General features: G+C 39.6%; 23 protein-coding genes and 2 other annotated features (1 of these 25 only partly in view). All 23 genes read left to right on the top strand.

Annotation, left to right across the window (positions count from 1 at the left end; genetic code table 11):
- Positions 1-157: a binding site (T-box leader), on the top strand; it begins 61 nt to the left of the window's first position.
- A gap of 157 nt (positions 158-314) precedes the next feature.
- The gene (gene epsC / locus ACQKMV_RS16715) at positions 315-965 is read left to right on the top strand and encodes a serine O-acetyltransferase EpsC (RefSeq protein WP_427505277.1); all 651 of its coding nucleotides are present in this window, start codon (positions 315-317) and stop codon (positions 963-965) included.
- Positions 962-2,362, top strand: a complete 1,401-nt coding sequence (cysS, locus tag ACQKMV_RS16710) for a cysteine--tRNA ligase (protein ID WP_427425633.1) — start codon at positions 962-964, stop codon at positions 2,360-2,362. The genes epsC and cysS overlap by 4 nt, the downstream gene beginning before the upstream one ends.
- Entirely contained in the window at positions 2,347-2,787 is a 441-nt protein-coding gene (locus ACQKMV_RS16705; RefSeq protein ID WP_427505275.1) for a Mini-ribonuclease 3, read from the top strand. The genes cysS and ACQKMV_RS16705 overlap by 16 nt, the downstream gene beginning before the upstream one ends.
- Entirely contained in the window at positions 2,787-3,539 is a 753-nt protein-coding gene (gene rlmB, locus ACQKMV_RS16700; protein ID WP_427505274.1) for a 23S rRNA (guanosine(2251)-2'-O)-methyltransferase RlmB, read from the top strand. Before ACQKMV_RS16705 ends, rlmB begins: the two co-directional genes overlap by 1 nt.
- A gap of 2 nt (positions 3,540-3,541) precedes the next feature.
- Complete coding sequence (locus ACQKMV_RS16695) at positions 3,542-4,054, top strand: NYN domain-containing protein (protein WP_427425630.1); 513 nt, start codon at positions 3,542-3,544, stop codon at positions 4,052-4,054.
- A 68-nt stretch (positions 4,055-4,122) separates the two neighbouring features.
- Positions 4,123-4,770, top strand: coding sequence for an RNA polymerase sporulation sigma factor SigH (gene sigH, locus ACQKMV_RS16690; RefSeq protein ID WP_427425629.1), 648 nt, complete (start codon positions 4,123-4,125; stop codon positions 4,768-4,770).
- Between the two features lie 7 nt (positions 4,771-4,777).
- The gene (rpmG, locus tag ACQKMV_RS16685) at positions 4,778-4,993 is read left to right on the top strand and encodes a 50S ribosomal protein L33 (RefSeq protein WP_427425748.1); all 216 of its coding nucleotides are present in this window, start codon (positions 4,778-4,780) and stop codon (positions 4,991-4,993) included.
- A 48-nt stretch (positions 4,994-5,041) separates the two neighbouring features.
- Positions 5,042-5,227 (top strand): preprotein translocase subunit SecE, encoded by a 186-nt coding sequence (secE, locus tag ACQKMV_RS16680; RefSeq protein ID WP_053482826.1) that lies wholly within the window; start codon positions 5,042-5,044, stop codon positions 5,225-5,227.
- Positions 5,228-5,883: 656 nt separating this feature from the next.
- Positions 5,884-6,417 (top strand): transcription termination/antitermination protein NusG, encoded by a 534-nt coding sequence (gene nusG, locus ACQKMV_RS16675; RefSeq protein WP_427505272.1) that lies wholly within the window; start codon positions 5,884-5,886, stop codon positions 6,415-6,417.
- 226 nt (positions 6,418-6,643) lie between these two features.
- A complete protein-coding gene (rplK, locus tag ACQKMV_RS16670; protein ID WP_004233593.1) occupies positions 6,644-7,069 on the top strand; it encodes a 50S ribosomal protein L11 in 426 nt (141 codons plus the stop codon).
- Positions 7,070-7,188: 119 nt separating this feature from the next.
- Complete coding sequence (gene rplA / locus ACQKMV_RS16665) at positions 7,189-7,887, top strand: 50S ribosomal protein L1 (protein ID WP_368637303.1); 699 nt, start codon at positions 7,189-7,191, stop codon at positions 7,885-7,887.
- 61 nt (positions 7,888-7,948) lie between these two features.
- Positions 7,949-8,095, top strand: a sequence feature (ribosomal protein L10 leader region).
- Between the two features lie 33 nt (positions 8,096-8,128).
- On the top strand, positions 8,129-8,629 hold the full coding sequence (gene rplJ, locus ACQKMV_RS16660; RefSeq protein ID WP_427505270.1) for a 50S ribosomal protein L10: 501 nt from the start codon (positions 8,129-8,131) through the stop codon (positions 8,627-8,629).
- Between the two features lie 71 nt (positions 8,630-8,700).
- Positions 8,701-9,063: a 50S ribosomal protein L7/L12 gene (gene rplL, locus ACQKMV_RS16655; protein WP_427505269.1), complete on the top strand. Its 363-nt coding sequence runs from the start codon at positions 8,701-8,703 to the stop codon at positions 9,061-9,063.
- Between the two features lie 83 nt (positions 9,064-9,146).
- Positions 9,147-9,749, top strand: a complete 603-nt coding sequence (locus tag ACQKMV_RS16650; RefSeq protein ID WP_427505268.1) for a class I SAM-dependent methyltransferase — start codon at positions 9,147-9,149, stop codon at positions 9,747-9,749.
- Between the two features lie 242 nt (positions 9,750-9,991).
- The gene (gene rpoB, locus ACQKMV_RS16645) at positions 9,992-13,567 is read left to right on the top strand and encodes a DNA-directed RNA polymerase subunit beta (protein WP_427505267.1); all 3,576 of its coding nucleotides are present in this window, start codon (positions 9,992-9,994) and stop codon (positions 13,565-13,567) included.
- 205 nt (positions 13,568-13,772) lie between these two features.
- Positions 13,773-17,459 carry a DNA-directed RNA polymerase subunit beta' gene (gene rpoC / locus ACQKMV_RS16640; RefSeq protein WP_427505265.1) on the top strand — a complete coding sequence of 1,229 codons (3,687 nt, stop codon included), beginning with the start codon at positions 13,773-13,775 and terminating at the stop codon, positions 17,457-17,459.
- Between the two features lie 137 nt (positions 17,460-17,596).
- The gene (locus ACQKMV_RS16635; protein WP_427425624.1) at positions 17,597-17,845 is read left to right on the top strand and encodes a ribosomal L7Ae/L30e/S12e/Gadd45 family protein; all 249 of its coding nucleotides are present in this window, start codon (positions 17,597-17,599) and stop codon (positions 17,843-17,845) included.
- A gap of 98 nt (positions 17,846-17,943) precedes the next feature.
- Entirely contained in the window at positions 17,944-18,363 is a 420-nt protein-coding gene (gene rpsL, locus ACQKMV_RS16630; protein WP_008181595.1) for a 30S ribosomal protein S12, read from the top strand.
- Between the two features lie 148 nt (positions 18,364-18,511).
- Positions 18,512-18,982 (top strand): 30S ribosomal protein S7, encoded by a 471-nt coding sequence (gene rpsG, locus ACQKMV_RS16625; RefSeq protein WP_036123710.1) that lies wholly within the window; start codon positions 18,512-18,514, stop codon positions 18,980-18,982.
- A gap of 42 nt (positions 18,983-19,024) precedes the next feature.
- On the top strand, positions 19,025-21,103 hold the full coding sequence (gene fusA / locus ACQKMV_RS16620) for an elongation factor G (protein ID WP_427505264.1): 2,079 nt from the start codon (positions 19,025-19,027) through the stop codon (positions 21,101-21,103).
- Between the two features lie 139 nt (positions 21,104-21,242).
- Complete coding sequence (gene tuf, locus ACQKMV_RS16615) at positions 21,243-22,430, top strand: elongation factor Tu (protein WP_427505262.1); 1,188 nt, start codon at positions 21,243-21,245, stop codon at positions 22,428-22,430.
- 758 nt (positions 22,431-23,188) lie between these two features.
- A complete protein-coding gene (locus ACQKMV_RS16610; RefSeq protein WP_427505387.1) occupies positions 23,189-23,875 on the top strand; it encodes a response regulator transcription factor in 687 nt (228 codons plus the stop codon).
- A gap of 2 nt (positions 23,876-23,877) precedes the next feature.
- Entirely contained in the window at positions 23,878-24,894 is a 1,017-nt protein-coding gene (locus tag ACQKMV_RS16605) for a sensor histidine kinase (protein ID WP_427505261.1), read from the top strand.
- Positions 24,895-24,966 lie beyond the last annotated feature (72 nt).

Here is a 24,966-nt window from a genome sequence, read left to right as displayed (position 1 = left end):
TGAAAGTGGTCTGAGCCTAGGCAAAACTGAAATGCACCTTTGAGCATAAAGCTGAACAATAGTAGGCTTTATCGATTCGTTCCCGTTACAGAACGTCCAGAGTGGAAGGTTTTCTCCTTCAATCAGAGTGGAACCGCGCAAATTTAGCGTCTCTGTCATTCCTTTTTGGGATGATAGGGGCGCTTTTTTATTTTCTGGACATGTGACTTGAAACAATGGGTGCGCCAATTCTACTCGACTAACTAACTCTGCAGTGAAATCAACGTCAAAGGCCAGGATGCAGGGCAGATCAAAACGAAAAGGGGGAGTTTTTTGTGTTTAAAAGAATGAAGGAAGATGTAGAAACAATTTTTGAGAATGATCCAGCAGCACGCAGTGTATTCGAAGTTATATTAACATACTCAGGTCTGCATGCTACTTGGGCGCATCGGGTTGCCCATTGGTTCTTTAAAAGGCGTCTTTATTTTATAGCCCGTGCCATTTCACAAATTAGTCGCTTCTTTACTGGAATTGAAATTCATCCTGGAGCTAAAATTGGTCGACGTTTCTTTATTGACCATGGGATGGGCGTTGTAATTGGCGAAACTTGTGAGATTGGTGATAATGTAACGTTGTATCAAGGCGTAACTTTAGGTGGTACAGGAAAAGAAAAGGGGAAACGCCATCCAACATTAGAGGATAATGTTCTAGTTGCAACGGGTGCAAAAGTTTTAGGTTCTATTACAATTGGTGAAAATAGTAAAATTGGTGCAGGCTCAGTTGTCTTAAAAGAAGTACCGCCAAATGCTACAGTTGTCGGTATTCCTGGTAAAATAGTGATTAAGGATGGAGTCCGTCTAGAGAAAAAGCTAGATCACCAAAATATACCTGACCCTGTAGAAGAACGTTGTCAAGCTTTCGAGAAGCAAATTACAGCATTGCATAAGGAAATCGAACGCTTACAAAAGGAGAGAGAAACACAATGAGTATTCAAATTTTCAACTCATTAACACGACAAAAGGAAATTTTCGTACCTCTAGAAGAAGGCAAAGTAAAAATGTACGTTTGCGGTCCGACCGTTTATAACTACATTCATATTGGGAATTCACGTCCAGTAATTGTCTATGATACAGTGCGACGTTATTTTCAATACAAAGGCTACGATGTGAAATTTGTTTCAAATTTCACAGATGTGGACGACAAAATTATTAAGGCTGCCAATGAACTTGGAGAAGAAGTGCATGAATTAACGGAACGCTTTATCGCCGCATACTTTGAAGATGTTACAGCGTTAGGTTGCAAGAAAGCAGATGTACATCCACGCGTAACAGAGCATATGGATGATATCATTCAATTCATTCAAGTTTTAATCGATAAAGGCTACGCTTATGAGTCAGCTGGTGATGTCTATTACCGAACTCGTAAATTTAATGGTTACGGTAAATTATCTCATCAATCAGTGGATGATTTAAAAATTGGTGCTCGTATAGAAGCAGGCGAGAAAAAAGATGATGCTTTAGATTTTGCTTTATGGAAAGCTGTGAAGCCAGGTGAAATTTACTGGGAGAGTCCATGGGGCAAAGGACGTCCAGGGTGGCATATTGAATGCTCTGTAATGGCACGTGAGCATTTAGGAGATACTATTGATATTCATGCTGGTGGGCAAGATTTAACATTCCCGCATCATGAAAATGAAATTGCACAATCTGAAGCTCATAATGATAAAACATTTGCACGTTACTGGATGCACAATGGGTATATTAATATTGATAATGAAAAAATGTCCAAATCCCTTGGTAATTTTGTACTCGTTAATGATATTCGTAAACAAATTGACCCACAAATTTTACGCTTCTTTATGCTTTCTGTGCATTATCGTCATCCGATTAACTTTGCAAAGGATTTAGTAGATGCAGCCGCAACTGGTTTAGAACGAATTCGTACTGCCTACAACAATGTGAAACACCGTTTAACAGCAACTGCGAGCTTAGGTGATCACTCAGAGGAATGGCTTGAAAAAATTGCTGAACAAAAAGCGCTTTTTGAAGAAGCAATGGATGATGACTTTAATACAGCCAATGCCATTTCTGTATTATTTGAATTAGCACGTATCGCAAATATTTATTTAAATGAAACGAATACTGATGAAAAAGTATTATTGAGTTTTACTGAAACTTTTGAGGTGATAGGTGACGTCTTAGGTATTGAATTTGCAAAAGAAGAAGAGCTGCTAGACGAAGAAATTGAAGCACTTTTACAGGAGCGTGTAGAAGCACGTAAAAATCGTGATTTTGCTCGTTCAGATGAAATTCGTGACCATTTGCAAGCGCAAGGTATCATTTTGGAAGATACGCGACAAGGAACTAGATGGAAACGAGGGTAAGTAACTTGGATAAACTCCGCAACGAAGATGTTAAGCAATTGAATGCATTAGCGTTAGCCTATATGGGAGACGCAGTTTTAGAACAAAAGGTACGAGAGCATTTGCTACGTGCTGGCCGTGTCAAACCTAACACACTGCATAGAGAAGCGACACGTTATGTATCAGCGAAAGCGCAATCTATGATTGTACATCGAATGATGGATGAGGGCTTTTTAACAGAGGAGGAGTTGGCTGTGTTCCGTCGTGGACGCAATGCCAAATCCGGCTCTGTGCCAAAAAATACAGATGTTCAAACATACCGTAATAGCTCGGGCTTTGAGGCTGTGCTTGGTAGCTTATATTTATTAAATGAATTAGAACGCGTGTATGCAATCATTGCATACGCTATTCAAATAATCGAGGAATCGAAAGGAGTGTCGAAATAATGGCAGAGCAGAATGGTGAAATTATTGCAGGTAAAAACCCAGTGTTAGAAGCACTTCGTTCAGGCCGCGATATGAATAAAGTATGGATTGCAGAGGGTGTAAAAAAATCAGGGGTTAATGAACTTCTAGATTTAGCACGAGAACGTGGCGTCATTGTTCAATTTGTCCCGAAGAAAAAGGTTGATCAATTATCAGATGCAAATCACCAAGGAATTGTTGCCTCTGTTGCAGCATATAGATATGCAGAGCTAGAGGATTTATTTGCTGCGGCGACAAAAAAACAAGAAGATCCATTTTTCTTAATTTTAGATGAGCTAGAGGACCCGCATAATCTAGGTTCTATTATGCGAACGGCTGATGCGATAGGTGCGCACGGCATTATTATTCCGAAGCGCCGTTCTGTGAGTTTGACAGCTGTAGTGGCAAAGGCATCAACTGGAGCGATTGAGCATGTACCTGTCGTGCGTGTTAATAACCTAGCGCAGACGGTAGATGAGTTAAAAGAACGAGGAGTATGGATTGCAGGTACAGATGCTAAAGGTTCTGCAGACTATCGTAAAATGGATGCAACATTGCCACTCGCTATTATTATTGGTAGTGAAGGCAAAGGTATGAGTCGCCTATTAAAAGAGAAATGTGATTTTTTATATCATTTACCGATGGTTGGGCATGTTACATCCCTAAATGCATCAGTAGCTGCTGCACTCTTAATGTACGAAGTGTATCGTAAACGTCAAGAAGCGAATGATTGACGATGAAAAACATTTTGCTTGTTGACGGCTATAATATGGTAGGAGCTTGGAAAGAGCTACGACCATTACGTGATACGAATTTTGAAGATGCCCGTAGGAGATTAATTGAGCTTCTGGCTGAGTATAAGGCAGCTATGGGATGGCGCGTAATTATAGTTTTTGATGCACATCTTGTACCGGGTGTGGAGCAAACTTATTTAGAAAATGATGTCGAAGTCATTTATACACGGAAAAACGAAACAGCAGATGAACGTATTGAAAAAATGACACACGAACTAAAAGCTAGAAATGTACAGATTCACGTAGCAACCTCCGATATGGCAGAGCAAAATGTTATTTTTGGTAACGGTGCTCTGCGAAAATCGGCAAGAGAGCTAGAAATTGATATGGGGATTATCCAGCATAAAATTTCTCATGATGTGAAGCGAAAACAGGTTAGCAAGCCGCCTTCCCGCATAGAGCTAAAGCCTGATGTTGCTTTAGCCTTTGAAAAATGGCGGCGTGGTTTGAAATGATTTATTGACGCATATTTTCCAATTCCGTTATACTGTTCCTAATTATCTGTTGTGGCTGAGGTGATACCATGTTTAAAAATAGTATTGTACAAGTGACACAAGATTTTGAACGATTCAATGATGAAGAACTTATTGAAATGGTGCATCAAGGTAATACAGATGCGTTGGATTTTTTAATTACGAAATACCGTTTGTTAGTGAGAGCGAAGGCTAGATCATATTTTTTAATTGGTGCAGATAAGGAAGACATTGTGCAAGAGGGTATGATTGGACTATATAAAGCCATTCGCGATTTTAAGGGAGATAAGCTTGCTTCTTTTCGAGCTTTTGCTGAGCTATGTATTACAAGACAGATTATTACGGCTATTAAAACAGCTACAAGACAAAAGCATATACCGCTAAATTCTTACGTTTCTTTGGACAAGCCTATTTTTGATGAAGAGTCAGATCGTACATTAATGGATGTGTTAACTGGTGCTATTATGGATGATCCGGAAGAGTTAATGATTCATAGAGAAGAGTTTGGCTACTTAGAAGAAAAGATGAGTGAGATTTTAAGTGAATTAGAATTACAAGTATTAGCTCTTTACTTAGATGGTCAATCATATCATGAAATTTCAGCGAAATTAAATCGTCATGTGAAGTCTATTGACAATGCTTTACAACGAGTAAAGCGAAAATTAGAGCGACATTTAGTTCTTGAAGAAATGTCCTAGCGGTTGCATGCCTTTATTGACATTGACAAATATAGGTGTTAGTCTTGAAAAGACAAAGTGCCGAAAAGGTGATAATATGGCAAAAAAAGTCGTTCTAAATTGCGAAAAATGCGGATCGAGAAATTATACGTTTCCAGCTAAGGAAGGTTCAAATGTACGCCTCGAACTAAAGAAATTTTGCTCGCATTGCAATGAACATACAGTGCATAAACAAACGCTATAAAATGATTCGTAAATAGACAGATATGATTGATTCGGAGGTTAGGCTAGAATGGGCAAGATTAAAGGCTTTTTCAGCAATGTAATGTCGGAAATGCGCAAAACAAGCTGGCCAAAAAGTAAAGAACTGACGAAATATACAGTCGTTGTAATTTCAACTGTTGTAATTATGGCTTTATTTTTTGTGTTAGTAGACTTAGGTATTTCATCATTATTCCGCTGGTACTTAGATCTATAATTTAGTAAATAGCATGTTAATACTTCTGAAATAGCCCGTCATTACAATAAACGGGTTTTTTCGTTTGTTTTATCTTCATTCAGCAGATCTTTCCTGTAGCGAAAGCAAAGCGTCAGCACAGGAGACTCCCATCTTGATAGAATGAAGATAATGCCTCCGGTGGATGTCGCGGATTTTGAATTGTGCCAGCACAATTCAAAATCTCGCCAAGGCGAAATTGAAGAAGTGAACAGCAATAAAATATTCTCAATATGGTAAGTATGCTACTAGGGATAGTATGAGGGTAGCGATAGATGACTATGCTAGTTTGGGTATATATCATCGGGCTTTCGCTAGGCTATTAGCGGAAGCTATGTTTTTCTAATGGGTAGTTTGTGAAAAGAGTAAAGGATACGCTTAGCATATCGCGATTCATTTTTTCACTTTTATCTTCATTCAGTAGAAGATTCCTGCTTCTAAAAGTGGTAGGATGAATGCAAATGCAGTTCCTTTTTAGTAAGTGTTAAAACACCGACTGAATGAAGATAAAGCCGCTGGCAGATGTCACGGATTTTGAAAGGAACCAATTGTGCAAGCACAATACAAAATCCAGACACAATTACGCCAAGGCGTAATTGATTTGGTAAGGGAGGGACGGACGAGGAGTCCTAGTAGTTATGGAGAAAAATTGGTATGTTGTTCATACGTATTCAGGGTATGAGAACCGTGTAAAAGCAAACCTAGAGAAACGTGTAGAAACAATGGGTATGCAAGATAAGATTTTCCGTGTTATTGTGCCTGAACACGAAGAAACAGAAATGAAGGATGGGAAAAAACGTACAATGATGCGTAAAGTTTTCCCTGGTTATGTTTTAGTAGAGCTAATTATGACAGATGATTCGTGGTATGTTGTACGTAATACGCCAGGTGTAACTGGATTTATCGGTTCATCTGGTGGTGGTGCAAAGCCAACACCTTTATTACCTGAAGAAGCGGATCGTCTACTACAGCAAATGGGAATGACTGACAAAATTGTCGAGATCGATATTTCTGTTGGGGAAGCAGTAGAAATATTAGAAGGGCCTTTTGCTCACTTCCAAGGGCGTGTTGAAGAAATTGACACTGAAAAAGGAAAAGTGAAAGTTTCTGTCGATATGTTTGGTCGCGAAACAATTATGGAATTAGATTTTGAGCAAATGCAAAAAATATAGTTCTAGTAACAAAAGTGTCATATGTCTGAGGCGTATGACGCAGATTTTGTTAATTACTACTTGCTTTAAAAAAATAAAAGTGGTATCATTTCAAGGTCAGACTGTCAGACTTTGGTTTGACGTCTACAATGATAATTTTAATGTTATCGGCACTTAGCTGACAGACAGATATTGAGTGGGAGGGGCAACCCAATTACCACATCACGGACTTAAGGAGGTGTGTCTCGTGGCTAAAAAAGTTATTAAAGTTGTTAAACTTCAAATCCCTGCTGGTAAAGCAAACCCAGCTCCACCGGTTGGTCCTGCATTAGGTCAAGCAGGTGTGAACATCATGGGATTCTGTAAAGAATTCAACGCGCGTACTGCAGATCAAGCTGGTCTTATCATTCCAGTTGAAATTTCAGTATTCGAGGACCGTTCATTCACTTTCATTACAAAAACTCCACCTGCAGCAGTACTACTTAAAGTAGCAGCTGGTATCCAATCTGGATCTGGTGAACCAAACCGTAAAAAAGTGGCAACGGTTAAACGTGATAAAGTTCGCGAAATCGCTGAAACTAAAATGCCAGACCTTAACGCTGCTTCAGTAGAAGCTGCAATGTTAATGGTTGAAGGTACTGCACGAAGCATGGGTATTGTTATCGAAGACTAATCCCATTACTTGATGATGTATTTGTTTTTTGGAAGGTTGCGGAGTTTCTTTGTGAACGCGCAACCTTTATTCGTGGGAGGTAAAATCCGCTATAACCACAATCAAGGAGGAATTATATAATGGCTAAAAAAGGTAAAAAACTGCAAGATGCAGCAAAATTAATCGACCGTAACGCACTATACGGCGCTCAAGAAGCAATCGAACTTGCTCAAAAAACTAGCACAGTGAACTTCGACGCTACTGTAGAAGTTGCTTTCCGTTTAGGAATCGATACTCGTAAAAACGACCAACAAATCCGTGGTGCAGTAGTGTTACCAAACGGTACTGGTAAAACTCAACGCGTATTAGTGTTCGCTAAAGGTGAAAAACTTAAAGAAGCTGAAGCTGCTGGTGCTGACTATGTAGGCGATGCAGAATACATCCAAAAAATCCAACAAGGTTGGTTTGATTTCGATGTAATCGTTGCAACTCCTGACATGATGGGTGAAGTTGGTAAACTTGGTCGTGTATTAGGACCTAAAGGTTTAATGCCAAACCCTAAAACTGGTACAGTTACTTTCGATGTAACAAAAGCTATCAACGAAATTAAAGCTGGTAAAGTAGAATACCGTGCTGATAAAGCTGGTATCATCCACGCTCCTATCGGTAAAGCTTCATTCTCTGCAGAAAAATTAGTAGAAAACTTCTTAACTGTATTTGATGTAGTGCAAAAAGCAAAACCTGCTGCAGCTAAAGGTACTTACATGAAATCTGTAAACGTTACAACTACAATGGGTCCAGCTATTAAAGTTGATGCTTCAAGCGTAGTAGTAAAATAATTAAAGTTTTTATGTAAACCTGTTGACGGCGCTGTCTATCTATGATAAGATGGTTGCTGTTGTGAATCATCCATTTGTACCGTAGACAGTAGGAGTGACTTGTCACTTAATGATCCTACCGAGGACATCGGAATTCGGATTCTTATTTTAAAGATGATGACTTTCAGCCTCTGCGTCTATTTGACCCAGAGGCTTTTCTTTTGTCGGTATAAATGACCCATTCTAAATAGGAGGTGTCATCATGAGCAAAGTTATCGAAAACAAACAAGCACAAGTTCAAGAGATTACTGAGAAATTTCAAAATGCTGCTTCTGTAGTAGTTGTGGATTACCGTGGTCTTAACGTTGCGCAAGTGACTGAACTTCGTAAACAACTTCGTGAAGCTGGCGTTGAGTTCAAAGTTTACAAAAACACTTTAACACGTCGTGCTACTGAAGCTGTTGGCCTTGAAGGAATCAACGACGTATTAGTTGGTCCTAACGCAATTGCGTTCTCAAAAGAAGATGTTGTAGCTCCTGCTAAAATCATCAACGAGTTCGCTAAGAAAAATGAAGCTTTAGAAATTAAAGCAGGTATCATTGAAGGTACAATCTCTTCTGTTGAAGATGTTAAAGCACTTGCAGAACTTCCATCACGCGAAGGTCTTCTTTCTATGCTTTTATCTGTACTTCAAGCTCCAGTGCGCAACTTCGCACTTGCAACAAAAGCTGTTGCAGAACAAAAAGAAGAACAAGGCGCGTAATTTCATACGCACTCTAACTTCTGCGGCCTGACCGCAACAATAAAACATTATCCAATTAGGAGGAAATTATAATGAATAAAGAGCAAATCTTAGAAGCTATCAAAGCTATGACAGTTCTTGAATTAAACGATTTAGTAAAAGCTATCGAAGAAGAATTCGGTGTAACAGCTGCTGCTCCTGTAGCAGTAGTTGCTGGTGGTGCTGCTGGCGCTGCTGAAGAAAAAACTGAGTTCGACGTAGTATTAGCATCTGCTGGTGCAGAAAAAATTAAAGTAATCAAAGTGGTTCGTGAAATCACTGGTTTAGGTCTTAAAGAAGCTAAAGAAGTAGTAGATAACGCTCCTAAAGCTCTTAAAGAAGGCGTTTCTAAAGATGAAGCTGAACAAATCAAAGCTAAACTTGAAGAAGTTGGCGCATCTGTAGAAGTTAAGTAATCTCGCGTTACTTTTACTTTTAAACAAAAGGAAAGCTCGTCATTTTGGCGAGCTTTTTTTCTTCATTCTGAGGAGGCGTGAAAATGTCAGATCACTATTATACAAATAAGCCTCAAACTGAGAGTAAACCTCGTCACTGGACATTCAAATTGTTAGGGCATACGTTTTCCTTTGAAACGGATGCAGGTGTATTTAGTAAAAGCGAAGTAGATTTTGGATCCCGTGTTTTAATAGATGCTTTTCAAATGCCTGATATTGATGGTGCGATTTTTGATGTGGGGTGCGGGTATGGACCAATCGGATTATCGATTGCCAAAACAAACCCAGACCGTACCGTGTTTATGATGGATATAAATGAACGTGCAGTTGCACTCTCGCAAAAAAATGCGCAAGTAAACGGTGTTCAAAATGTACGGATATTTGTGAGTGACGGACTATCGATGGTTGACAAGGATGTAAAAGCCGCAGCTATTTTAACCAATCCTCCAATTCGCGCAGGAAAGGAAACAATTTTCCGTTTTTACGATGGAGCTTACGATAAGTTAGTATCATCTGGTGAGCTATGGGTAGTAATACAGAAGAAGCAAGGTGCGCCATCAACGGTAAGTTACTTAGAAGAAAAATTTTCTGAAGTCGATGTTGTGGAGAAGAAAAAAGGGTACTGGATAGTACGTGCAAAAAAATAGATGAAGTATGCATAAATTATTGACTTGACAAATCGGCTATGATAATATAATAAAATGCAAAAATATTATTTTGAGGTCGTATGCCCTTTTTGTATATGATTGTTTTAATGTGGGTATACTTGCCAAGATAGGTTTAGTTAACCGAAAATGAGATCTTTTTGAAGACTCGTTTTCTTTTTGTCTTTCGAAATCATACACTATTTGTATGATTTTGCAAAGACCTAATATCGCTTTATTGAGGGGTGAATGAGTTGACAGGTCAACTAGTTCAGTATGGACAACACCGCCAGCGTAGAAGCTTTGCGCGTATTAAAGAGGTGCTTGAGCTTCCAAATCTGATTGAGATTCAAACGGCGTCTTACGAGTGGTTCCTTGAAGAAGGTTTACGTGAAATGTTCCGTGACATTTCGCCGATCGAGGACTTTACAGGCAATCTTTCATTAGAATTTATCGATTATTCATTAGGTGATCCTAAGTATGATGTCGATGAGTGTAAAGAGCGAGATGTTACTTACGCAGCTCCATTACGTGTGAAAGTACGTCTTTACAACAAAGAAACAGACGAAGTGAAAGAACAGGATGTCTTCATGGGTGACTTCCCATTAATGACAGAGACAGGTACGTTCATTATCAATGGTGCTGAACGTGTTATCGTTTCACAATTAGTTCGTTCACCAAGTGTGTATTTCCATGATAAAACTGATAAAAACGGTAAGAAAGGTTTCGGAGCAACAGTTATTCCTAACCGTGGTGCATGGTTAGAATATGAAACTGACGCGAAAGATGTAGTATATGTGCGTATTGACCGTACTCGTAAGCTACCAGTAACAGTGTTACTTCGTGCATTAGGCTTCGGTTCAGACCAAGAAATTATCGATATTATCGGTGACAATGAATATTTACGTAATACGTTAGAAAAGGATAACTCTGAAAGTACTGAAAAAGCACTTTTAGAAATCTATGAACGTTTACGTCCAGGTGAGCCACCAACAGTTGAAAGTGCGAAGAGTTTATTATACTCTCGCTTCTTTGATGCGAAACGTTATGATTTAGCGAATGTTGGTCGCTACAAAATGAATAAAAAGCTTCATATCAAAAATCGTTTATTTAACCAAACGATTGCTGAAACGCTTGTAGACCCAGAAACAGGCGAAATTTTAGTAGAGAAAGGTACAGTTCTTGACCGTCGCACTTTAGATAAAATCTTACCGTATCTAGAAGATTCATCAAAAGGAATCGGTTACCGCACTTTATCACAAGTAGGTGGAGTGCTTGAGGATGATGTAACAATCCAATCTATTAAAATCTATGCACCAAAAGATGAAGCGCAAAAAGAAATCAATATTATTAGTAATGCGTACATCGATGAAGAAGTGAAGAATATTACGCCTGCTGACGTATTATCTTCAGTAAGTTATTTCTTCAACTTACTTTACCAAGTAGGGGCAACAGATGATATTGACCATTTAGGTAACCGTCGTCTACGTTCTGTTGGTGAGCTTTTACAAAACCAATTCCGTATCGGTTTATCTCGTATGGAACGTGTCGTACGTGAGCGTATGTCTATTAACGATACAGCTGCTATCGTACCACAACAATTAATTAATATTCGTCCGGTAATTGCGTCAATTAAAGAGTTCTTCGGAAGCTCTCAGTTATCACAATTCATGGACCAAACAAACCCACTGGCAGAGTTAACGCATAAACGTCGTCTATCTGCATTAGGGCCTGGTGGTTTAACACGTGAGCGTGCTGGTTTCGAAGTACGTGACGTTCACTACTCTCACTATGGTCGTATGTGTCCAATCGAGACACCAGAGGGTCCAAACATTGGTTTAATCAACTCATTATCTTCATTTGCCAAAGTAAATAAATTCGGATTCATTGAAACGCCTTATCGTCGTATTGACCATGAAAAAGGCCAAGTAACGGATCAGATTGATTATTTAACAGCTGATGAAGAAGATAACTACTATGTAGCACAAGCGAACTCACTATTAAATCCTGATGGTACATTTGCTAAAGACGAAGTAGTAGGTCGTTTCCGTGGGGATAATACAGTATTCAATAAAGCTCAAATGGACTACATGGACGTATCTCCGAAACAAGTAGTTTCAGCTGCGACTGCATGTATCCCGTTCTTAGAAAACGATGACTCGAACCGTGCACTTATGGGTGCCAACATGCAACGTCAAGCAGTTCCTCTTCTTAACCCAGAAGCACCATTTGTTGGTACTGGTATGGAACACGTTGATGCGCGTGACTCAGGTGCGGCTGTAGTAGCGAAATATGATGGTATTGTTGAGCATGTTGAAGCTCGCTCTATCCATGTTCGCCGTATTGAAGTCGTTGATGGTAAAGAAGTTAAAGGCGATTTAACAAAATATAAATTACAAAAATTCATTCGTTCTAACCAAGGTACTTCATACAACCAACGTCCACTTGTAAAAGTTGGCGAACGTGTGAAACCTCGTGACATTTTAGCAGATGGTCCATCTATGGAAAAGGGTGAACTTGCTCTTGGTCGTAACGTACTTGTTGCGTTCATGACTTGGAACGGATTTAACTATGAAGATGCTGTTATCATGAGCGAACGCCTTGTAAAAGACGATGTTTATACATCTGTTCATATTGAAGAATACGAATCAGAGTCTCGTGATACAAAATTAGGACCTGAAGAAATCACTCGTGATATTCCAAACGTTGGGGAAGATGCGCTTCGTAACTTAGACGAACGTGGTATCATCCGCATCGGTGCAGAAGTTCGTGATGGTGACATTCTTGTAGGTAAAGTAACACCTAAGGGAGTTACAGAATTAACTGCTGAAGAACGCTTATTACATGCTATCTTCGGTGAAAAAGCTCGTGAAGTTCGTGATACTTCATTACGTGTACCACATGGTGCTGGCGGTATTATTCTTGACGTGAAAGTATTTAACCGTGAAGATGGCGATGAGTTACCACCAGGTGTTAACCAATTAGTTCGTGCTTACATTGTTCAAAAACGTAAAATTCGCGTAGGGGACAAAATGGCCGGACGTCATGGTAACAAAGGGGTTATCTCTCGTATCTTACCGGAAGAGGATATGCCATTCATGCCAGACGGTACTCCTGTTGATATCATGTTAAATCCACTTGGCGTACCTTCTCGTATGAACATCGGACAAGTTTTAGAGTTACACTTAGGTATGGCTTCTCGTTACCTAGGCGTTCATATGGCAACTCCAGTATTTGATGGTGCCAACGAGGAAGATGTTTGGGAAACGATGGAAGAAGCAGGGATGAACCGCGATGGTAAAACAACCCTGTATGATGGACGTTCAGGTGAACCATTCGATAACCGTGTATCAGTAGGGATCATGTACATGATCAAACTTGCTCACATGGTTGATGATAAACTTCACGCACGTTCAACTGGTCCTTACTCACTTGTTACTCAACAGCCACTTGGTGGTAAAGCACAGTTCGGTGGACAACGCTTTGGTGAGATGGAGGTATGGGCACTTGAAGCATACGGTGCTGCCTATACACTTCAAGAAATCTTAACAGTTAAATCCGATGACGTTGTTGGTCGTGTGAAAACATACGAAGCAATCGTTAAGGGTGAAAGTGTACCAGAGCCAGGCGTTCCTGAATCATTCAAAGTATTGATTAAAGAACTTCAATCTCTTGGTATGGATGTGAAAATGTTAACTGTTAATGATGAAGAGGTAGAGCTTCGCGACTTAGACGAAGAGGAAGATCTTCAACCAGCTGACGCACTTAACATTGCACCACAGCAAGAAAAAGAAGAAGAGCCAGTAGAGTCTTTTGAATAATGGAAAACGTTAGTTCACACCTTTGTGAACGCGGTCAAAGTTATTTTTCAAATTAGTCGGGCAGGATTTAACGCCCTGTCCGGCTTTTTCTTTCAATAAATCATTCTATTTTTAATCTTTTGCCAAAGAGACATTTCTTGCAAACGATTATCGAGCTGCGTAAAAGAGTCTTTATAAAGACCTATACTAGAGGGAGGTAGGCTCCTTGATAGACGTTAATGAATTTGAATATATGAAAATCGGTTTAGCTTCTCCTGACAAGATTCGTTCTTGGTCATACGGTGAAGTCAAAAAACCTGAAACAATTAACTATCGTACTTTAAAACCAGAAAAAGATGGTTTATTCTGTGAGCGTATTTTTGGTCCAACTAAGGACTGGGAGTGTCATTGTGGTAAATACAAACGTGTACGCTATAAAGGCGTAGTTTGTGATCGTTGTGGAGTTGAAGTAACACGCGCTAAAGTTCGTCGTGAACGTATGGGCCACATCGAATTAGCAGCACCAGTATCTCATATCTGGTACTTCAAAGGTATTCCTAGTCGTATGGGTCTTATTTTAGATATGTCCCCACGTGCACTAGAAGAAGTAATTTACTTTGCTTCTTACGTTGTAATCGAACCAGGTGCTACAAACCTAGAAAGTAAACAACTACTTTCTGAAAAAGAGTACCGTGCATATCGCGAAAAATTCGGCAACACATTCGAAGCATCTATGGGTGCGGAAGCAATTAAAAAATTATTAGGCAAAATTGATCTTGAAGATGAGACTCATTCTTTAAAAGAAGAGTTAAAATCAGCACAAGGTCAACGTCGTACACGTGCCATTAAACGTCTTGAAGTTGTTGAATCATTCCGTAACTCAGGTAACTCTCCTGAATGGATGATTTTAGATGTACTACCGGTTATTCCACCAGAGCTTCGTCCAATGGTGCAATTAGATGGTGGGCGTTTTGCAACTTCTGACTTAAACGATTTATATCGTCGTGTAATCAACCGTAATAACCGTTTAAAACGTTTACTAGACCTTGGTGCTCCAAGTATCATCGTACAAAACGAAAAACGTATGTTACAAGAAGCTGTTGATGCATTAATCGATAACGGTCGTCGTGGTCGTCCCGTAACAGGTCCTGGTAACCGTCCATTAAAATCACTTTCACATATGCTGAAAGGTAAACAAGGTCGTTTCCGTCAAAACTTACTTGGTAAACGTGTTGACTACTCTGGTCGTTCGGTTATCGTAGTAGGTCCAAACTTAAAAATGTATCAATGCGGTCTACCAAAAGAAATGGCAATTGAGCTATTTAAGCCTTTCGTAATGAAAGAGTTAGTAGAACGTGGTCTTGCTCATAATATAAAATCTGCTAAACGTAAAATCGAGCGTTTGAACAACGATGTATGGGACGTTTTAGAAGATGTAATTCGTGAGCATCCGGTATTACTAAACCGTGCACCTACGCTTCACCGTCTTGGTATTCAAGCGTTTGAACCAACACTAGTTGAAGGTCGTGCTATTCGTCTTCACCCATTAGTATGTACAGCTTATAACGCTGACTTCGATGGTGACCAAATGGCGGTTCACGTACCATTATCAGCTGAAGCACAAGCAGAAGCTCGTCTTCTAATGCTTGCTGCACAAAATATCCTGAACCCGAAAGACGGGAAACCAGTTGTAACACCATCTCAAGATATGGTATTAGGTAACTACTACTTAACACTTGAGCGTGAAACAGCTCGTGGCGAAGGAACACTTTTCTATGGACCAAACGAAGTATTAATTGCATATGATACAGGTCATGTTCATTTGCATACTCGTATTGCGATTAAAGCAAGTTCGTTAAATAACCCAACATTTACTGAGGAACAAAATGACATGTTCTTATTAACGACTGTTGGTAAAGTAATCTTTAACGAAATCTTGCCTAAATCATTCCCATATATTAATGAGCCAACTGAATTCAACTTAGAGCAAGAAACACCAGACAAATACTTTGTTAATTTAACAATTGACGAAGAAACGTTAAAAGAGCTTGAAGCAGATGCTGCTTATAATGGACTTGATGAAAAAGGTAAAGTTGAAGCACAACGTACAGCTGTACTGCGTAAACACTTTGCATCAGTACCAGTTGTAAACCCATTCCGTAAAAAATTCTTAGGTAATATCATTGCTGAAGTATTTAAACGTTTCCACATCACAGAAACATCTAAAATGCTTGACCGTATGAAGAACTTAGGATTCAAATATTCAACACGTGCTGGTATCACTGTAGGTGTATCTGACATCGTCGTATTACCAGACAAAGGCGAAATTTTATTGGAAGCACAAGAAAAAGTGGATAAAGTTCAAGCGCAATTCCGTCGTGGTTTCATCACGGAAGATGAGCGTTATGATCGCGTTATCTCAAGCTGGAGTGCTGCGAAAGATGAAATTCAATCGAAGCTGATGAAGTCGCTTGAGAAAACAAACCCAATCTTTATGATGTCTGACTCAGGTGCCCGTGGGAACGCATCTAACTTTACACAGTTAGCAGGTATGCGTGGTCTGATGGCCAACCCGGCTGGTCGTATTATCGAACTTCCAATTAAATCTTCATTCCGTGAAGGTTTAACGGTATTAGAATACTTTATCTCGACTCACGGTGCTCGTAAAGGTCTTGCCGATACAGCCCTAAAAACTGCCGATTCAGGTTACTTAACACGTCGTCTTGTTGACGTAGCACAAGATGTTATCGTTCGTGAGGATGACTGTGGAACTGACCGTGGTTTAACAATTGGTGCGTTAATGGAAGGTACAGAGTTAATTGAAGCGTTAGATGAACGTATTATCGGTCGTCATACGAAGAAAACAATCGTGCATCCAGAAACAGGTGAAGTTATCTTAGAAAAAGATGGCTTAATCGATCAAGATATCGCTCGTGCGGTTATCGAGGCTGGTATCGAGGAAGTAACAATCCGTTCAGCATTCACATGTAATACAAAACATGGTGTATGTAAAAAATGTTACGGCATGAACTTAGCAACAGGTGAAGAGGTTGAAGTTGGAGAAGCAGTTGGTATTATTGCGGCTCAATCAATCGGTGAACCAGGTACACAATTAACAATGCGTACATTCCATACAGGTGGGGTTGCCGGGGATGATATTACACAAGGTCTTCCACGTATCCAAGAGATTTTTGAAGCACGTAATCCTAAAGGTCAATCAGTCATTTCTGATATCGCGGGTACTGTTTCAGACATCACTGAAATCCGTGAAGGTCTAAAAGAGATTACAATTGAAGGTGAAGTAGAAACACGTAAATACGCAGCACCTTACAATGCCCGTCTGAAAGTACAAGAAGGCGACTTTGTAGAACGTGGTCAAGTATTAACAGAAGGTTCTATCGATCCAAAACAATTGTTAAAAGTTAAAGACGTTCCAACAGTTCAAGAATACCTGTTAAAAGAAGTACAAAAAGTATACCGTATGCAAGGGGTAGAAATTGGAGATAAGCATATCGAGGTAATGGTTCGCCAAATGCTTCGTAAAGTACGTGTAATTGAAGCTGGTGAAACAGAATTATTACCAGGCTCATTACTAGATATTCACCAATTCTCAGAAGCAAATGTAGATGCTGTGTTAAATGGCAAAAACCCTGCAACTTGTCGTCCTGTTATCCTAGGTATTACAAAAGCGTCTCTTGAAACAGAATCATTCTTATCTGCTGCATCATTCCAAGAAACAACTCGTGTGTTAACGGATGCTGCTATTAAAGGAAAACGCGATGAACTTCTGGGTCTGAAGGAAAACGTAATTATCGGTAAACTTGTTCCTGCAGGTACTGGTATGCAACGTTACCGTCAAATTCGTATTGAAAAAGATGAACTTGATACAGAGGATCTAATTTCTGCTGAATAATTATTAAATAAGTGCCGAAGGGATGTATTGTCATCATCTCTTCGGACTTTTTAAAGATATAAGTTGACAGTCGAAATTGATAATGATAATATATTGAAGGTTGATAGTTAACTATCTGTACTTCGGAGGATATGAAAATGTCTTATGATAGAGTAAGGGATAGTCAAACAATCATAGGTACAAAGCAAGCAGTAAAAGCAATGCGAGCCGGTTCAGTGAAAGAACTTTTTGTGGCACTCGATGCAGACAATTGGGTAACCGTTTCGGCCATATCTTTCGCGAGAGAAATCGGAATACCAGTTATTCTTGTTGAGTCGAAAAAGGAACTGGGCAAGGCCTGTGGAATCCACGTTGGAGCTGCAGTAGTTGCGATTACTGTAGAGTAGTTTTTGTGTATTAAACACAAAGACTTTGTTTTTACCCAAAAAATGAACCACCTGGATGTGTGGTATTAACAAGGAATAAATGAAGGGAGGAAATACCGATGCCTACAATTAACCAATTAGTACGTAAGCCTCGTCAATCTAAAAGCACGAAATCAAAATCACCAGCGTTAAACAAAGGATATAACTCATTTAAAAAATCTTTAACTGATGTTAAATCTCCACAAAAACGCGGAGTTTGTACTCGTGTAGGTACAATGACACCTCGTAAACCAAACTCAGCGTTACGTAAATACGCTCGTGTTCGTTTAACTAACCAAATCGAGGTTACAGCTTATATCCCAGGTGAAGGCCACAACTTACAAGAGCACAGTGTTGTTCTTATCCGTGGCGGACGCGTAAAAGACTTAGCGGGTGTTCGTTACCATATCGTACGTGGAGCTCTTGATACAGCTGGTGTAAACGGTCGTTTACAATCACGTTCTAAATACGGAACAAAACGCCCTAAAGAAAAAAAATAATTTAACGTTATTTAACGTTGCTTAATAATGAGCATAAGTAGTTGTCGCAAATTTCTAATCTTGCTAGCAGATTGGAAATTTTTGCGGCGAATATGACAAGCCAATTCTTACAAAATAAATCGATAATTATTCGAAAGGAGGAAAACACATGCCTCGTAAAGGTCCTGTTTCCAAACGTGACGTGTTACCAGATCCAATTTATAGTTCAAAACTAGTAACTCGTTTAATTAATAAAATGATGGTTGATGGTAAAAGAGGTACTTCTCAAAAGATTTTATACGGTGCGTTCGAACTTGTTAAAGAACGTTCTGGTGAAAATCCAATTGAAGTATTCGAAGCTGCTCTAAATAACGTAATGCCAGTTCTTGAAGTACGCGCTCGCCGTGTTGGTGGTTCTAACTACCAAGTGCCAGTAGAAGTACGTCCAGAACGTCGTACAACTTTAGGTCTTCGTTACCTAGTTAACTACGCTCGTCTTCGTGGTGAAAAAACAATGGAAGAGCGTTTAGCTAACGAAATCCTTGATGCTTCTAACAACACTGGTGCATCAGTTAAAAAGCGTGAAGATATGCACAAAATGGCAGAAGCGAACAAAGCATTCGCTCACTACCGTTGGTAATCTAAACATCGCATAAGCCCAATATGGAAGGAGAAATACCTTATGAAACGCGAATTCTCTCTAGAGAATACTCGTAATATTGGGATCATGGCTCACATTGATGCTGGTAAAACAACAACTACTGAGCGTATCCTTTATTACACAGGTAAGATTCACAAAATTGGTGAAACTCACGAAGGCGCTTCTCAAATGGACTGGATGGAACAAGAGCAAGAACGTGGTATCACAATCACTTCTGCTGCGACAACAGCTCAATGGAACGGCAACCGTGTAAACATCATCGATACTCCTGGACACGTAGACTTCACTGTAGAAGTTGAACGTTCACTACGCGTACTTGATGGTGCTGTAACAGTTCTTGATGCTCAATCTGGTGTTGAACCTCAAACTGAAACAGTATGGCGTCAAGCTACAACTTACGGCGTTCCACGTATCGTGTTCATTAACAAAATGGATAAAACAGGAGCAGATTTCCTATATTCTGTAGGAACTCTACACGAACGTTTACAAGCAAACGCTCATCCTATCCAATTACCTATCGGAGCTGAAGATCAGTTCTCAGCAATCATTGACTTAGTTGAAATGAAAGCTACTTTCTACGGCGACGAAAAAGGTACAGCAGTAACTCAAGGTGAAATTCCTGAAGAACACCGCGCACAAGCTGAAGAATACCGTGAAAAATTAATCGATGCTGTTGCAAGTGTTGATGAAGATATCATGGAAAAATATTTAGAAGGCGAAGAAATCTCTGTTGCTGAACTTAAAGCGGCTATCCGTCGTGCTACGATCGCAGTAGAATTTTACCCAGTAATCTGTGGTACAGCATTCAAACACAAAGGCGTACGCCCAATGTTAGATGCAGTTATCGATTACTTACCATCTCCATTAGATGTACCAGCAATCAAAGGTACTGATGTTGATGGTGAAGAGGAATTAGAACGTCATTCTTCAGATGAGGAGCCATTCTCAGCTCTTGCATTCAAAGTTATGACTGACCCATTCGTAGGTAAACTAACTTTCTTCCGTGTGTACTCTGGAACATTAGATTCAGGTTCATACGTACAAAACTCTTCTAAAGGTAAACGTGAGCGTGTAGGTCGTATCCTACAAATGCACGCAAACTCTCGTGAAGAGATTTCTAAAGTATTTGCTGGGGATATCGCAGCAGCAGTAGGTCTTAAAGATACTACTACTGGTGATACTCTATGTGACGAGAAAAACCTAGTTATTCTTGAATCAATGGAGTTCCCTGAACCAGTAATTTCTCTTTCTGTAGAACCAAAGTCAAAAGCTGACCAAGATAAAATGGGTCAAGCTTTACAAAAACTTCAAGAAGAGGATCCAACTTTCCGTGCTCACACTGACACAGAAACTGGTCAAACAATCATCTCAGGTATGGGTGAGCTTCACCTTGATATCTTAGTTGACCGTATGCGCCGTGAATTTAAAGTAGAAGCTAACGTAGGTGCTCCAATGGTATCTTACCGTGAAACATTCCGTAGCTCTGCAAAAGTTCAAGGTAAATTCACTCGCCAATCTGGTGGTCGTGGACAATATGGTGACGTAACGATTGAGTTCTCTCCAAACGAAGAAGGTAAAGGCTTTGAATTCGAAAACGCTATCGTTGGTGGTGTAGTACCTCGTGAATACATTCCTGCTGTAGAAGCTGGTCTTCGTGACTCTCTTGAGCGCGGTGTAGTAGCTGGTTACCCACTAATCGACATTAAAGCGAAATTAGTATTCGGTTCTTACCATGACGTTGACTCGAATGAGATGGCGTTCAAAATTGCTGCATCTATGGCTCTTAAAGAAGCTGCAAAACAATGTGATGCAGTTATCTTAGAACCAATGATGAAAGTAGAAGTTGTAATTCCAGAAGAATACCTTGGTGATATCATGGGTAACATTACTTCTCGTCGCGGACGCGTTGAGGGTATGGAAGCTCGCGGTAACTCTCAAGTTGTTCGTGCAATGGTTCCTTTATCGGAAATGTTTGGTTATGCAACAACTCTTCGTTCAGCAACACAAGGTCGTGGTGTATTCTCAATGACATTCGATCATTATGAAGAAGTACCAAAATCAATCGCTGCTGATATCGTCAAAAAAAATAAAGGTGAATAATTGAATTTTCATCTTGCATAAAGTATAACTAATTTGTAAGCTATGATTGTGAGATGGTGGATGGGCCCGTTCGCCATCAGCAATCATTCTATAGTTTTTTAAAAAATATAAACATATAATTTTGAGGAGGCAATCTCTAATGGCTAAAGAAAAATTCGACCGTTCAAAAACGCATGCTAACATTGGTACAATCGGACACGTTGACCATGGTAAAACAACTTTAACTGCTGCAATCGCAACAGTTCTTTCTAAAAAAATGGGTGGAGAAGCTAAATCATACGCTGATATCGATAACGCTCCAGAAGAAAAAGAACGTGGTATCACAATCAATACTTCTCACGTAGAATATGAAACAGAAACTCGTCACTATGCACACGTTGACTGCCCAGGACACGCTGACTATGTTAAAAACATGATCACTGGTGCTGCACAAATGGACGGCGGTATCTTAGTAGTATCTGCTGCTGACGGCCCAATGCCACAAACTCGTGAACACATCCTTTTATCTCGTCAAGTAGGTGTTCCATACTTAGTAGTATTCATGAACAAATGTGATATGGTTGATGACGAAGAATTATTAGAATTAGTAGAAATGGAAATCCGTGACCTACTATCTGAATATGACTTCCCAGGTGATGACCTACCAGTAATCAAAGGTTCAGCTCTTAAAGCTCTTGAAGGCGAAGCTGAATGGGAAGAAAAAATCGTTGAATTAATGGATGCTGTAGATGCTTACATCCCAACTCCAGAACGTCAAACTGACAAACCATTCATGATGCCAGTTGAGGACGTATTCTCAATCACTGGTCGTGGTACAGTTGCAACTGGCCGTGTTGAACGTGGTCAAGTTAAAGTTGGTGACGTAGTTGAAATCGTAGGTATTACTGAAGAAGCTAAATCTACAACTGTAACTGGTGTAGAAATGTTCCGTAAATTATTAGACTACGCTGAAGCTGGTGACAACATCGGTGCTTTACTTCGTGGTGTAGCTCGTGAAGATATCCAACGTGGTCAAGTATTAGCTAAACCAGGTTCAATCACTCCACACACAAGCTTCAAAGCTGAAGTTTACGTTTTATCAAAAGAAGAGGGTGGCCGTCATACTCCATTCTTCACTAACTACCGTCCTCAGTTCTACTTCCGTACAACTGACGTAACAGGTATCTGTAACTTACCAGAAGGCGTTGAAATGGTAATGCCTGGCGATAACATCGAAATGACAGTAGAACTTATCGCTCCAATCGCTCTTGAAGAAGGTACTAAATTCTCTATCCGTGAGGGTGGCCGTACTGTAGGCGCTGGCGTAGTTGCTTCTATCCAAAAATAATTTTAGCGCAAGCTAATTTTTCAAAACCAATCTGTAGGGACGCTTACAGATTGGTTTTTTATGTTAAAATAGGTAATGGATATTTGATAATCTAACTTGAATTAGAGTATTTTATGTATACATAATAGGTGAAATACCAAAAAGCAGAAATATCGATTTTTTACGAAACCGCTAGAGGTGAAAGCTAGTACCAGAGACATCCGCCGGAGGTTTTAACTTCTTTCAACGGTGGTTTGGACATCTGCTGAAAGAAGTTGAAATTAAAAGGTAGTGCAGCATATAGTGTATAGAATCGCACCCCTTTTAATTACTATTAACCGTTTAATATTATCCTTAAGAAGTTAGGATAATATTTATTAAAAACGTAAGCCTTATATAAGTTGATTGGAGTGGAGGCTGGGTGACTCCTTGGGAATCAGCGTCACAGATGAGACCCTGGAGCGAGCAGACAGAGGAACGAAGGCTAAAAGCATCACGTCCTGTGATAACGCCTTCGTGACCAACATCGTGTCGCTGACGCTGCGTTTGCACTACGCTTTCGCACAGAAAACATTTGTTGCCCCAAGCGGCTCATCGGACGCCCCCAGGAAGCTCTGCTCTGCGCGAAAGCGAAGCGTCAGCAGCAAATGTTTTATCTGTGCGAAAGCGAAGCGTCAGCAACAAAGCGCCCAGTCAGAGCGGAAATCAACCTCACGTTATGACGATTAGCCTATTTAATACATAAGAACACTTCATGGAAGGAGAATTTGCAAATGGAGATGAAAATATTGCTGATAGAAGATGATCCATCTATTTTTGAAATGATTCAGACACGTTTTGCACAATGGTCGCTTCAAGTAGTTGGCCCTAAAGATTTCCAAAAAGTGATGGATGATTTTATTGAGCAGAAGCCACAGCTTGTATTGATTGACATTCAGCTACCAGCCTATGATGGCTTTCATTGGTGTCGTGAAATTCGTCATATCTCAAAAGTGCCAATTCTCTTTCTATCTTCACGGGATCACCCAATGGATATGGTGATGGCAATGCAAATGGGCGCAGATGATTTTGTACAAAAGCCTTTTCATATGGAGGTATTACTTGCAAAGGTTCAGGCTATTTTACGTCGTACATATGATTACGTAGAAGAATCAATGGATGTCACACGGTTTAATGGTGCAGTTATTGATTATGCACGCGGTGAGATTATGTATGATGGAAATCTTACTTCATTAACTAAAAATGAACTCTTTATTTTACGTATTTTAGTGGAGAAGGCCGATCAAATTGTTTCTAGAGATGATTTGATGAGAAAGCTATGGGATGATGAGCGCTTTGTCAATGATAATACATTGTCGGTAAATGTTAATCGATTGCGTACTAAGCTTGAGGATATAGGTTTACAAGAAGTGATTTTAACTAAAAAGGGACTTGGTTATATGGCTGTAACACAGGGACGTGAGTGACAATGCTAATTTTATTTTTAAGAGAACGACTCTCATGGATAGGCTTTTTCGTTTTTATCATCATTATTATCAATGTTTTATTTTCTTTAGACGCTGGATTAGAGGGAATATCTATTTGGTATATGAATATTAGCGTGTTTATTAGTTTTATGATTTTTCTTATATGGCGATATGTAGTAGAAGTGGAGCAGGTAAAGGATTTCCTGGGAAATGTGGACAGCCAACTTGATGACGCACACAGTAGAAACTTAGCGTTATCACCTTTTCAAGCTGCGTATTTTACAAAGATTGAAGATGTCTTTTACGATAAGGATACGGAGTTAAATCAAGCAAAAGTACAGCTACAGGAATATACAGATGAGCTCTTGGCCTGGGTTCATGAAGTAAAAGCACCATTAACTTCGATTAATTTAATGTTAGACCGTATTGAAGATTTGACATTACGTCGTAAATTAGAAGCTGAGTGGTTAAGGCTACATTTATTGGTTGATCAGCAGCTACATCAAACACGTTTTTCTTCAATTGAAAAAGATAATTATATGGCAGAGATCGAACTCAGAACGGTTGTCTATAAGGAAATAAGAGCTATGCAAGCCTGGTGTATTGAAAAAGGCATCGGTTTTGATGTTGATGAGTTAACGGAGACTGTGATGACGGATGGTAAATGGCTAGCTTTTATCGTGCGACAAATTTTATCCAATGCCATTAAATATAGTCCTGCAAATTCCGAAGTATTAATATTTACGGAGGTAGATCCGAAGGGCGCAACATTATTACATATAAAAGATGCAGGCATTGGTATTTGTAAGGAGGATTTGCCTCGAATTTTTCAAAAGTCGTATACTGGAACAGCTGGGAGAGAATCTGCACAGTCGACAGGCATGGGTTTGTATTTAGCGCATAACGTGGCTCAGAAGATAGGTGTTCGTATTAGTGTACAATCAACTGTAGAAGAAGGCTCAATATTTACCTTACGTTTTCCGTTACAAAATGAATATGTCAAACTAACAGGTAGATGACGATATTGTCACCTACCTTTTTATATTGTCATGTAAAACGCACGAATTGAGGGAGCAGACAGGGTACACTTG

Source organism: Lysinibacillus sp. NPDC094403, from assembly GCF_050278745.1.
Lineage (GTDB): Bacteria > Bacillota > Bacilli > Bacillales_A > Planococcaceae > Lysinibacillus.
Note: the sequence above shows the minus strand (reverse complement) of the source record. Positions and strands in the feature narration are given on the sequence as shown.

Bases quoted from the DNA above. Each gene is read 5' to 3' on its own strand.
- ACQKMV_RS16605 (WP_427505261.1), top strand. From the start codon at position 23,878: ATGCTAATTTTATTTTTAAGAGAACGACTCTCATGGATAGGCTTTTTC.
- sigH (WP_427425629.1), top strand. From the start codon at position 4,123: ATGTTTAAAAATAGTATTGTACAAGTGACACAAGATTTTGAACGATTC.
- rlmB (WP_427505274.1), top strand. From the start codon at position 2,787: ATGGCAGAGCAGAATGGTGAAATTATTGCAGGTAAAAACCCAGTGTTA.
- rpsL (WP_008181595.1), top strand. From the start codon at position 17,944: ATGCCTACAATTAACCAATTAGTACGTAAGCCTCGTCAATCTAAAAGC.
- rpmG (WP_427425748.1), top strand. From the start codon at position 4,778: ATGCCTTTATTGACATTGACAAATATAGGTGTTAGTCTTGAAAAGACA.
- fusA (WP_427505264.1), top strand. From the start codon at position 19,025: ATGAAACGCGAATTCTCTCTAGAGAATACTCGTAATATTGGGATCATG.
- rplJ (WP_427505270.1), top strand. From the start codon at position 8,129: ATGAGCAAAGTTATCGAAAACAAACAAGCACAAGTTCAAGAGATTACT.
- cysS (WP_427425633.1), top strand. From the start codon at position 962: ATGAGTATTCAAATTTTCAACTCATTAACACGACAAAAGGAAATTTTC.
- rplL (WP_427505269.1), top strand. From the start codon at position 8,701: ATGAATAAAGAGCAAATCTTAGAAGCTATCAAAGCTATGACAGTTCTT.
- ACQKMV_RS16705 (WP_427505275.1), top strand. From the start codon at position 2,347: ATGGAAACGAGGGTAAGTAACTTGGATAAACTCCGCAACGAAGATGTT.
- nusG (WP_427505272.1), top strand. From the start codon at position 5,884: ATGGAGAAAAATTGGTATGTTGTTCATACGTATTCAGGGTATGAGAAC.
- ACQKMV_RS16610 (WP_427505387.1), top strand. From the start codon at position 23,189: ATGAAAATATTGCTGATAGAAGATGATCCATCTATTTTTGAAATGATT.
- ACQKMV_RS16695 (WP_427425630.1), top strand. From the start codon at position 3,542: ATGAAAAACATTTTGCTTGTTGACGGCTATAATATGGTAGGAGCTTGG.
- ACQKMV_RS16635 (WP_427425624.1), top strand. From the start codon at position 17,597: ATGTCTTATGATAGAGTAAGGGATAGTCAAACAATCATAGGTACAAAG.
- rplA (WP_368637303.1), top strand. From the start codon at position 7,189: ATGGCTAAAAAAGGTAAAAAACTGCAAGATGCAGCAAAATTAATCGAC.
- rpsG (WP_036123710.1), top strand. From the start codon at position 18,512: ATGCCTCGTAAAGGTCCTGTTTCCAAACGTGACGTGTTACCAGATCCA.
- tuf (WP_427505262.1), top strand. From the start codon at position 21,243: ATGGCTAAAGAAAAATTCGACCGTTCAAAAACGCATGCTAACATTGGT.
- ACQKMV_RS16650 (WP_427505268.1), top strand. From the start codon at position 9,147: ATGTCAGATCACTATTATACAAATAAGCCTCAAACTGAGAGTAAACCT.
- secE (WP_053482826.1), top strand. From the start codon at position 5,042: ATGGGCAAGATTAAAGGCTTTTTCAGCAATGTAATGTCGGAAATGCGC.